The organism is Xanthomonas sp. SHU 166 (genome assembly GCF_000364685.1).
Lineage (GTDB): Bacteria > Pseudomonadota > Gammaproteobacteria > Xanthomonadales > Xanthomonadaceae > Xanthomonas_A > Xanthomonas_A sontii.
Genome location: NZ_AQOJ01000073.1, coordinates 1 through 10,250 on the forward strand (window position 1 = coordinate 1; position 10,250 = coordinate 10,250).

Here is a 10,250-nt window from a genome sequence, read left to right on the forward strand (position 1 = left end):
CTCGGCGGCCCGCAACGGCTGACCGCGCAGCGCATGACCGACGCCATCGAAGCCGGCGGCCCGCCGCATCCGGGCTTCCGCCGTGCGCACAGCAAGGGCGTGTGCGTCAGCGGCCATTTCGAGGGCAACGGCCAGGGCAGCGCGCTGTCCTCGGCACGGGTGTTCGCGCAATCCTCGGTGCCGGTGCTGGGCCGCCTGTCGATCGGCGGCGGCGACCCGCACGGCGCCGACGGCACCGCCCGCGTGCGCAGCATGGCGCTGCAGTTGCGCAGCGACGACGGCCAGGAATGGCGCACGGCGATGAACAGCTTCCCGTTCTTCGTGGTCGCCAGCACCGAGGGCTTCATGGCGCAGACGCTGGCCGCGCGGCCGGATCCGGCCACCGGCAAGCCGGACCCGGCGAAGATGGCGGCATTCCTGCAGCGCTACCCGGAGGCGAAGAAGTTCCAGGAGTGGGCCAAGACCGCGTCGTGGTCGGACAGCTGGGCCAACACCCAGTACAACGGCGTCAACGCGTTCCGCTTCACCGCCGCCGACGGCAGCACGCACGCGGTGCGCTGGTCGATGCGCCCGCAGACCCCGTTCGCGCCACTGTCGGCCGAGCAACGCGCCAAGGCCGACGCCGACTTCCTCAGCGAAGACCTGCAGGCGCGGCTGGCGCGCGGTCCGCTGCGCTGGGATCTGGTGCTGACCGTGGCCGCGCCCGGCGACCCGGTCGACGATCCCTCGCAGCCGTGGCCGCAGGATCGCCAGCAGGTGGTGGCCGGCACCCTGGTGCTGGACCATGCCGAGCCGCAGGCCACCGGGCCGTGCCGCGACCTCAACTACGATCCGCTGATCCTGCCGCACGGCATCGCCGGCTCCGCCGATCCGATCCTGGCCGCGCGCTCGGCGGTGTACTCGCAGTCCTTCAACCGCCGCGAGCGCGAGATCGCCCGCGGCCAGGCGCCCGATGCGACCGGTAAGCCGCACGGAGGTGCGCAATGAACCGCGACGACCGCTCCGCGCACTTCAACCTGCTCGCGCGCGTCCTGCACTGGCTGATGGCGGCGATGATCCTGACCATGCTGTTCGTCGGCGTGGGCATGGTCGCCTCGGTGTCGCAGCGGCCCTGGCTGCTGAACCTGCATCGCCCGCTCGGCATCGCCATCGGGCTGCTGGTACTGGTGCGCCTGGGCAACCGCCTGCGGCACCGGCCGCCGCCGCTACCGGCCGACCTGCCGCGCTGGCAAAAGGCCGCCGCGCATGCCTCGCACTGGCTGCTGTACGCGCTGATGCTGGCGATGCCGCTGCTGGGCTGGTCGATGCTCTCGGCCGGCGGCTACCCGATCGTGCTGTGGCCGGGCGTGCAATTGCCGCCGATCGCGCCGCACAGCCCGGCGCTGTATGCCTGGCTGCGCAGCACGCACGGCTGGCTGGCCTACCTGCTGTTCGCCACGGTGTTGGCGCACCTGTGCGCGGCGCTGTTCCATGCCTGGGTACGCCGCGATGGCGTGTTCTCGAGCATGGCGCGCGGCGCCTCGATCGACAGCGGCATGGTCCACGACGCAAGAGACGGCTGACAACGCGCTGGCAACGGTCAGCGCATCTGACGCGCGTCGAGGCGACGGGCCTTCACGGCATCCCAGGCGCCGGTGCAGCCCCCGACGCGATTACGCCACTGCGCTCTGTGTGCGTTCGCCGTCGCGCGACTTCAGACAATGCAGATAGCGCAGCATGGTACGGGGATGCACGCCATAGCGCGCCGCGACCAGCTCCACGGTCTGTCCCCGCTTCTGCAGCAAGGCCATTGCCTCCAGGCGCTCTGCCTGCGACAGCGCCGGCATGCGGCCGGGGGGCCTTCCCTCGCGCTTGGCCGTGCTCATGCCATGCAGGATCCGTTGACGGGTCGTGAGGCGCTGTTGTCGCGCGACCTGGGCCATCTTCTGGACAGTGGTCTCGTAAGTCTCGCCGTTGCGCGTATCGAAGCCTTCCTGCAGCGCCAGCACATGGCAGCCCCTGCAGCGCAGCTCTTCCAGAAGAATCAGGATGTCGCCAACCTGCAACCGCAACTGCTCGAATGTCCACATCACCAGCAGATCGCCCGGCCCCAGCTCGTTGAGCGCGTTCAACAGACCGCGCTGCCGCGACAGCTCGCGATGCCTGCCTGGCGGAGAATCGATGTGGACGTGCTTGGTGACCTCGCGGTCCTTGAGAATCTCGCGGATGTGCGCAGAACTCGGACAATCCTTATTCACCACTACGTAAGCGCACTTATTCATAACGCATTGCCGTCCTGTGAGGCCATTCCATCGAAACGTCCGTGCTAGAGCAGAGGCACTGAGTCTTTCGGCCAAAAGCACACTGCACGTGTGATTTATATCCCTTTTCACAAACTCCTACATTGCTGAAATGAACGGAATTTGGTATGGGAGCGTGACATTTTTCTGACCGAAAACCTGCTGTATTCGCTCAAGATGGTGCGTCGGCGGACTCGAAACCGAGGAAACCGTTTTGCTTTGCCTTGCCCCCACCGTCAGATCGATCCCAACGGTGTTTCACCCCAGCCTGCGCCAGGCGCCAGCAAGGCTTGTCGAGCTTGACGCAACGCTTGGGCACATCATCCGAACAGGACGTCGCTGCGGTGGCGGCAGCTTGTCCCACCGGCGCAGCCCATCGGCGATAGGCCGGACACAGTGCGGCAGACGCCCTGGATGCACCTTGCCATTGTCGCGAACACCAACGCCATGTACAGACAATGGCGGCGTGCCAGCCCACCGGCGGCGCGGGCAGGCGCATGCAGGTCCGCTGCGCGCCATGCCTGTTCTCTCGCACAACCGAAACGCATTAAACGCGTAGGCGAGTACGCGCTGCGCCGCGGTATCCGGTTGAAGCACCGACGGCACGCGATACGTCGCGCCAATCAGCGCCAACGCGCCACGACGCCGCACGACAGTCTCGCGCCCCCCCACCCTGGACCGACTCGGCCGCGCGGTGCGCCACAGGCGGCGCGGCGATCGCGCCAAAGGCACTCCGGCGTGGTCATCGGCAGCATGCGCGCAGCCTCGGCGCGCTCATGCGGTCTCCAGATCGGCCAGCTTCAGACGCAGCAAATTGCGATCCAGCACGGCAGCGATCTGTTCCAGTTCGCGGTTGAGCAGCCGCTCGATACGGCGATTGGCCTGATCCTCCTCCTTGAACAAGTCGCCGCCGCGCGACAGGCAGTTCCGATCGCCGCCCAGCGCCCGGTACACCTCGAACAGATTGATCTGATCGGACTGACGCGCAAGCCGTGAGCCGCCGCCCGCCCCCAGCCGTGTCGCCAGCAGGCCGACCGCAGCCATACGGCGCATGACCCGGCGCGCCAGCGCCGGGCTGACGCCGATGGCGTGCGCCAGCGCGTCCGAACAAACCGAGCGCCCTCCGCAGAGGTCGAGCTCCAGCAAAATCCGCACTGCAACGACAAATGTCAACGACGCTTGCATGTTTCCCCCGTTCTTGCCATCCCGATTCGATACGACACACCGGCGTGCGGGACAGCGATCACGCAGGTCGAGCGTTATCTTTCGCTATCGCGCAACGGCAGCAGATGCGCTATCGGGCAGCGCGATCGTGGGCAGCCGACGGTAGCGGACTACCAAGCCGGCGAGCGGAACATCCGCGTTCGCGGCGCTGCGATCGGACGGTTCTGCTATCGAGCGCATGCGCGTGCAGCGCTCTACGGCATGGACGTTGCCCTGATCCAGGTCCAACACAGCCGAACGCTCGCCCGGCTCGCAAGCGCCGTGGGGAAACACGCCATGAAACGCCGTGTCGTCCGCGTGCAGGTCGAACCTCTCGTCCGTTCGCACGCCCCAACGGATCGGCGCGTTGCCGCTCAAGCCGCTACCGTGGACCAGACGTCCGATGACGTATGCAGGCCGACCGGTCTTGCCGTCGGATTCGGCCAGGGTCGGCAGACAGCGCTTGCTCGCGTCCTGCCGCAGGCAGATCGCGCCCCATTGCCCATCCCGCTGATTCAGAACGCGAGCGAACTTACCGACCGGCGCAGCGGCGTCGCAACTGCCCGCGGTGCGGCCGTGCGTTTGCCGCGCCATCACCGGCACACCAATCAAGATCGCCACCAGGGCGACAAGACAAGCAACAACCTACGCACGACCACCTCCGGAAATCGGCAACATCGCATCGCACCACCGCCGTCGTTCAGACCAGCAGCGGCGTTTTATACAGACCGAACAGCAACTCGTCGTACTCGGCGGCCAAACGCGGGTTATCCGCGCAATACGCGCCGATCACCTCCCGCTGCCGCGCCAGGTAGTCGAGCCAACGGCGGTCGTGGCCGACAACGGCCCTGACCAGCTGATGGCGGCCCTGCTCGATATCGTTGCCTTCGTAGTAGTAACCAAGCTCCGGACATAACGCGGCGTTGTGGATCAACGGATAACCTTGCCAGCAGACATCGAAGTAGAAGTAGTTCAGCGGATTGAGCCACTGGTGCGAAATCACAACATCGGTAAACTCGGACAGAAACTGCGGCGTCTCGTAACGCCCGACGAAACTGGCCTTTCCGTCGCGCACGATATCCAGCTCGCGCATCAACCCGACGAACTCGGGGCTGCTCTCGGCCAGGCTCTGCGCGTTGGTCACGTGCAGGTGCGCCACCGCGTGCGGCGATCGCCGATACAGCGCCTCGGCAATCAACACCGGGTAGAGGCAGAACTTGGTGATGTCGCGGTTGGGCTCCATCACTGTCAGCCGCTTGGGCATGTTTCTCGGCCGGTAACGGCCGCCCTCGGGCAGATTCTGCGCCGCTGCCTCCAGGAACATCGGGTCCCAGACGAACGGCACCACGCGGGCGGGACGGCGCCGATAAGCCTCAAAAAAGGACAGGCTGCTTTCGGCCACCTGCGGGATAACCCAGATCGCGTCGTAACGGCGATTGACGAAGACCTGATCCCAGAGCCTGCGCCCGAACAGGATCGCCTGCGCGTTATGGATGTACTCAAAACCGCAGCAGTAGCTGACCAGGCGCGTACCGCGGGACTTCAGGTAGTCGGTTCGGGCCGGGTCGACTTGGCCACCGAGTTCAATCATCACATCGAGATCATCCTTGCACGCGTCGAAATCGCACGTCGCAAAGCGTGTGGTATCCCACGGGACGCCGGCGGCGACCGCGATGTCGGTGACGTTGACAAGCGTCACTTTGTGCTTGTAACGGCTGTTCTGCAACAACTTGGCTAAATACACAGCGTTCTGTTTGATGCCGTTGATCCACAGGCTCTCGTTCGGCTGATGGAGGCCGATGGTGATGCCGATACGCAGCGATCGCGGCAGCAACGCCGCGTCGTGAACGGATGTGTTCATTCGGCGATTTCCCTACACCTGCGCCAGACCCGCACCGCGCTCACCACTGCCCCCCGAGCCAGCCGTACTGGACCTGTCGCCGCACCACCAGGCAGCCGGGCGTGGCGTCGGCCAACACGACGGTCTCCTGGCGCACCTCCTGCCGCCGGTAGACGGTGACGCTGGGCAGCAGCGGCACAGCGGCGTAGCCCGCCAGCTCGGTGCGTGCCAGTTCGGCGCAACCGACCGGTGCGGCGGAAATCTGTTCCACCAGCAGCGCGCATCCCAGCCCCGTCTGTGGCACCGCGCTGACGGACAACAACGCGCTGGCATTGGCGTACTCCAGTCCGGTCAGCGAGAACAGCGCGCCACCGTTGGGATCGGCGCGATCCCAGTCCAACAACAGATCCTGGCGCAACGCGCCGGCGGTGGTGCGCCGGGCGATGCCATCGATGGCGCCGAGACAGCGCTTCACCCCGACCTGGCCGGCGGCGTAGGCCAATAGCGGAGGCGGCGATGCACCGGTGGGCTGCGCAGGCGGCGCCGCCGTCAGCGGCGAAGCGAATGACAACGCCAGCAAGGCCACGGCTGCGCGCCGGGCGGGCGGGCCGCAGCGGCTCATGCGAACAGGCTCCGCAACTGTGCACCGTACTGGCGCACATTGGCTTCCGCGCAGGGATCCAGGCGCGCCAGCAATGCCGCGGCGCGACGCCGGTAATCGTCCAGGGTGCGGTCGTGGCAAGCGACCGCCTCCAGCAACGCCAACGCCCCCTGCTTGCAGTCGAAATCCGGGTAGCGATAGCCGCAGTCGAGCAACTGATCCGAGTTGTGGATCAGCGGATAGCCGCCGTAGAGCGCTTCGTAGTACAGGTAGTTCTGCGCGTTCTCCCAATGATGGGAAACGATCGCATCGGCGTGACGGCCCATGACATCGTAGATCGGCAGGCGCGGCTCGAAGGTCGCCACGCCGTGATTCACCATGTCCAGACTCCGCGCGAAGCGCACGAACATCGGGCTTTCCTTCATGTGCAGCGTGTTGTAGACCTGCATGCCGGCGAACCGCTCCGGACGACGGCGGTAGGCCGCATCGCACAGCAGCATGGGCAGGTGGCTGGTCTTGACCATGCACACGTTCGGCTCGAACACCGCAAGGCGCCAGCGCGCCCGTCCAGGCACGTAACCGAAGTCGCCGGCGCGCCCCTGCGCGGCGAGCGTGCGCTCCAGAATCGAGGGACTCCACAGATGCTGCATCGTCACAACCGGCGCGCGCATCGCCACCCGATAGTAGGACGCGCAGGTCTTCTCGAACGCCGGCAGCGTCCACAGCACATCGTAGGGCACCTCGGACATCAGCAATGCCGCAGGTCGGTCGAACATCATCCTTTCGATGTCGATCACGTAGTCGTTGGCCACATGCATGCCGACCACACGGCCGCCGCGGCTACGGAATGCACAGGCCCATTGCGGGTTGAGCTGGGCGCTCAGCTCGATCACGACATCCAGTTCGCGTTGGGCCGTGTCCATGTCGATGATCGGCGCCGGCGCCAGCGCAAGGAATTCGCCTGCGGCGGCAGGATCGCCGTCGCCGCCGTTCACCAGGTGCACCGACGCCACTTCTGGCGACAATTGCAGCAGCTGCACAAGAAAGTAGCAGTTCTGGAAAATCCCGTTCTCCCACAGCGACTGCTGGCCGCTGCGCAGGAACAGCGTCACGCCGACACGCAATGGCGCAGTGCGTGTCATGCCGCCCACCTGGCCGCAGGCGCGGCGTCAAGCGCGAGCAGTCGGCGCGCATAGGCGCTGCGATTCTCTGCGGCCAGTGGATGCAGCGCAGACAGGAACGCGGCAGCGGCGTAACGGTAGGCGGCCAGGCCGCCGTCGTGCTTGCGCATCGCCGTCAGTAGCGCGTGCGCGCCGGCCTCGATGTCGAATTCAGGGTAGTAGTAGCCGAGGCCTCGCAGCCATGGCGAGTTGTGCACCAACGGATAGCCGCCGTGCAGCAGATCCAGGTACAGGTAATTCTGATCGTTGCACCACTGGTGCGACACAACCGCGTCCGCGTTGTCGGCCATGAACCCCACCACGTCGTGGCGATGAGTCAGGCGGGTCTTGCCGCGCTTGGTCATGTCCAGCGAGCGGTGCAGGTAATCGAACGTGGGACGCTGCGCCATGTGTTCGCTATTGAGCACATGCAGCGTATCCAGCGCAGCGTCGCCAGCGCAACGATAGGCTTGGTCGCAGATGAGCATCGGAATGCTGCAGCACTTGAGCACCGAGATGTTGGGCTCCATGATCGCCAGCCGGCGCACGCCGTTGCCGGCGTAGCCGAAGCGTGGCGCGGCCGTGCCGCGATCGCAGATCCGCGCTTCGACGAAGTCCGGCGCCCACAGGAACGGCACTTCCACGCAGCGGCAGCGGTGCAACGCCTCCATCATCGGCGCCAGCGCCCGGTCCTTCGGCAGCAGCCAGACCTCATCGCAACGGTCGGCGCGAGAGAAGAAGCCCTCCATGCCGAACACCGTTGGCTCGGCCAGGGCCACGTACGGCTGCCCCACGCAGCAGAAGACCACTTTCTTGCCAAGCGCATGCAGGCGGTCGATCCACTCGATGTCGAGCCCTCCTGCCAGTTCGATCGCCACATCGATCAGATCGGTCGCCTCGCGCTGGGTCAGCATCGGAATGTCCGCGCCCACGCCGAGCGCATCGGCCGGCAGCGCCGGCTGATCTCCGACATTGATGAACACCACTCGCTCGACGAACGGCAACGAACGCAACAGCACCGCCAGATGCAGCGCGTTCTGGCCGATCCCGCTCTGCCAGACGCTCTGTCCGGAATGGGTCATCACAGATACACCTACGTTCATGTCAGCTCACGGCCAGGCATCTGGTCCGCCCAAGAAGAAGGGTTGATGGAATGGCCGCCAACAGCATCGGTATCCACCGGCGCACGGCGGCACGGCACCGCGGGCGCGCGCGCGTCCACGAACAAGGACCGTGCACCCATAGGCCGCGCGGAACACTCCGCTGCGGCATCCTGCCGCCGCACGCTACTGCGTCCTTGCTCCCGGCCACGCGCGGGTCTCCAGCCAGAAACCCTTCCTTGTGCGACCGTCGTGCGGCGTTCGGGCCTTGACCGCCATTCGGCGGTCAAGGCCCGCGGAGCGTAGAGTCGCGACGTGCATCACCGGCGTCGTGGCCCCACGCTGCCAACCGCTCTAGGCGGCGGCTACCACTGGTAGGACACGCCCATGCCGAGCGAGGTGTCGGTGCCGTTGGTGCTGACGCCTCCCTTGAACTTGGTGGCATCGCCGACGCGCGCACTGAACCCGATCGCCGCCGCGCCATAGCCTTGGTAGTTGGCGATGCCCACTCCCAGAGCGAAGCGTTTGTCCAGGTCCACATCGGGGATCATGGTCAACGCCACCGCACCGGCCACGCCGGCATAGGCGGTCTTGGCGACGGCATTCACTTTGTTCTGCACCATGCTGATGTTGTTCTGCACACCGTGGAGCTGCGACACGTTCACCGCATCGGTGGGGTTGACGCCAGCCGCCACGTTGGTGATGCGGCGCTCGTTCCCGGCCGAACCGACCGACACCGTATTGGCCTGGTTGGCCACCGAGTAGGCGCCCAGGGCCACCGCATTGTTGGCCGTCGCCCGCGCCCCCGCACCCAGCGCCACCGCGTTGTTACCCGACGCCAGCGAATTGGCACCGATCGCGGTGGCGGGATCGGCAATGGCCTGCGCCTGGTAGCCAATGGCCACCGAACCGACATACGAGGCCACGGAACGGAAGCCCACGGCCGTGGTGTTTTCGTTCTGTGCCGTGGCGTAGGCGCCGTATGCAGTGGCGCCGTTGGCTGGGTTGCCGCTGCTGCCGGCCTTGGCGCACAAGCCGGTGGCCGTCGTGTCCATGCCGTTGACAGTGGCGCAACCGGCCGCGACGACGGTACTGATGGTCGTGTTGTCGAATGCCGGACCTTGCGTCCTCATTTTCCCATCTGTCCCGCCGCCAATGGTCGTGGTCACGGATGAGCCGCCCTGCGACGTCGCCGACGACGCCTCCGCGGTCAGCGACTGCACTGCGCTCATGCCGGTGGACAGCGAGCCGATGCTGCTGTTGACCGACGCCAAACCGCTGGACAGCGAGCCGATGCCGCTGACGTTGCCGGCGACGATGCTGCTGGTGCTACTCAGGCCGCTCGACAACGCCGCCACATTGCTATCGGTGGTGCTGAGGCCACTGGACACCGCATTGGCGGTACTGACCGCGCTGCTGGTGACCGAGGACAGGCTGGCGAAACCGCTGGATAACGAAGCGACGCCGCTGTTGGCGGTGCTTACGCTGCCGGACAGCTGGTCGGCCGTGCTCAACGCGGTACTCGCCGTACTGGACACCGCGTTGACCGTGCTCGACAGGGTATTCACCGTCGTGGAGACTCGGTCGACCGACTTCGACAGATCGCCGAACGCCGTGGAGAGCGAGGTTACGCTGCTGGAGGCGGTGCTCACGCTGCCGGACAGGCCGTTGAGCGCGGCGGAGGTGGAGGTCGACAGCGTGCTTATGCTGCTGGACGCCGCCGCGGCCGTACTCAGCGCAGCGCTGGCATTGCTGGATGCCGCGGTAGCGGTACTCAGCGCGGTGCTGGTGCTGCTGGACATATTGCCCACCACCGTGGACAACGAGTTCACGCCGCTGGTCGCAGCGCTGACACTGGTGGCCAGCCCAGCGATGTTACTGGCGTTGGTGCTGACACTGCCGGACAGGCCGTTGAGCGCGGCCGAGGTGAAATTGGCCAACGTGCTGAGGCTATTGGAGACGTTGCTGAATGCGGCGGAGGTCGAAGTTGACAACGTAGAGACGCTATTGGACGCCGCAACGGACGTACTCAACGCGGTGCTTGCGCTGGTGGAAACCCGATCCAGC

General features: G+C 66.1%; 11 protein-coding genes. 3 read left to right on the forward strand and 8 right to left on the reverse strand.

The window, feature by feature from the left end:
- A partial coding sequence (locus tag D180_RS03080; RefSeq protein WP_017911637.1) for a catalase family peroxidase occupies positions 1-987 on the forward strand: 987 nt, incomplete at its 5' end.
- Positions 984-1,562: a cytochrome b gene (locus D180_RS03085; protein ID WP_017911638.1), complete on the forward strand. Its 579-nt coding sequence runs from the start codon at positions 984-986 to the stop codon at positions 1,560-1,562. The genes D180_RS03080 and D180_RS03085, both read left to right, overlap by 4 nt.
- 90 nt (positions 1,563-1,652) lie before the next feature.
- Here the strand turns inward: D180_RS03085 and D180_RS03090 are convergent, their stop codons facing one another.
- From D180_RS03090 to D180_RS24375, 8 genes are all read right to left on the reverse strand, one after another.
- On the reverse strand, positions 1,653-2,261 hold the full coding sequence (locus D180_RS03090) for a recombinase family protein (RefSeq protein ID WP_017911639.1): 609 nt from the start codon (positions 2,259-2,261) through the stop codon (positions 1,653-1,655).
- A gap of 792 nt (positions 2,262-3,053) precedes the next feature.
- Positions 3,054-3,464 (reverse strand): Rrf2 family transcriptional regulator, encoded by a 411-nt coding sequence (locus D180_RS22475; RefSeq protein WP_081616380.1) that lies wholly within the window; start codon positions 3,462-3,464, stop codon positions 3,054-3,056.
- An 84-nt stretch (positions 3,465-3,548) separates the two neighbouring features.
- The gene (locus D180_RS03100; RefSeq protein WP_017911641.1) at positions 3,549-4,103 is read right to left on the reverse strand and encodes a hypothetical protein; all 555 of its coding nucleotides are present in this window, start codon (positions 4,101-4,103) and stop codon (positions 3,549-3,551) included.
- A 79-nt stretch (positions 4,104-4,182) separates the two neighbouring features.
- Positions 4,183-5,343, reverse strand: a complete 1,161-nt coding sequence (locus D180_RS03105) for a DUF2827 domain-containing protein (RefSeq protein ID WP_051064766.1) — start codon at positions 5,341-5,343, stop codon at positions 4,183-4,185.
- A 40-nt stretch (positions 5,344-5,383) separates the two neighbouring features.
- Positions 5,384-5,944: a hypothetical protein gene (locus D180_RS03110; RefSeq protein WP_157835414.1), complete on the reverse strand. Its 561-nt coding sequence runs from the start codon at positions 5,942-5,944 to the stop codon at positions 5,384-5,386.
- On the reverse strand, positions 5,941-7,065 hold the full coding sequence (locus tag D180_RS03115) for a DUF2827 domain-containing protein (RefSeq protein ID WP_043090399.1): 1,125 nt from the start codon (positions 7,063-7,065) through the stop codon (positions 5,941-5,943). Before D180_RS03115 ends, D180_RS03110 begins: the two co-directional genes overlap by 4 nt.
- The gene (locus tag D180_RS03120; RefSeq protein ID WP_043090393.1) at positions 7,062-8,186 is read right to left on the reverse strand and encodes a DUF2827 family protein; all 1,125 of its coding nucleotides are present in this window, start codon (positions 8,184-8,186) and stop codon (positions 7,062-7,064) included. Before D180_RS03120 ends, D180_RS03115 begins: the two co-directional genes overlap by 4 nt.
- A gap of 362 nt (positions 8,187-8,548) precedes the next feature.
- The gene (locus D180_RS24375; RefSeq protein ID WP_232760290.1) at positions 8,549-9,415 is read right to left on the reverse strand and encodes a YadA-like family protein; all 867 of its coding nucleotides are present in this window, start codon (positions 9,413-9,415) and stop codon (positions 8,549-8,551) included.
- Between D180_RS24375 and D180_RS24380 the strand changes: the two genes are divergently transcribed.
- The coding region (locus D180_RS24380) for a hypothetical protein (RefSeq protein ID WP_232760292.1) at positions 9,414-10,250 on the forward strand (837 nt) is incomplete at its 3' end. The genes D180_RS24375 and D180_RS24380 overlap by 2 nt on opposite strands.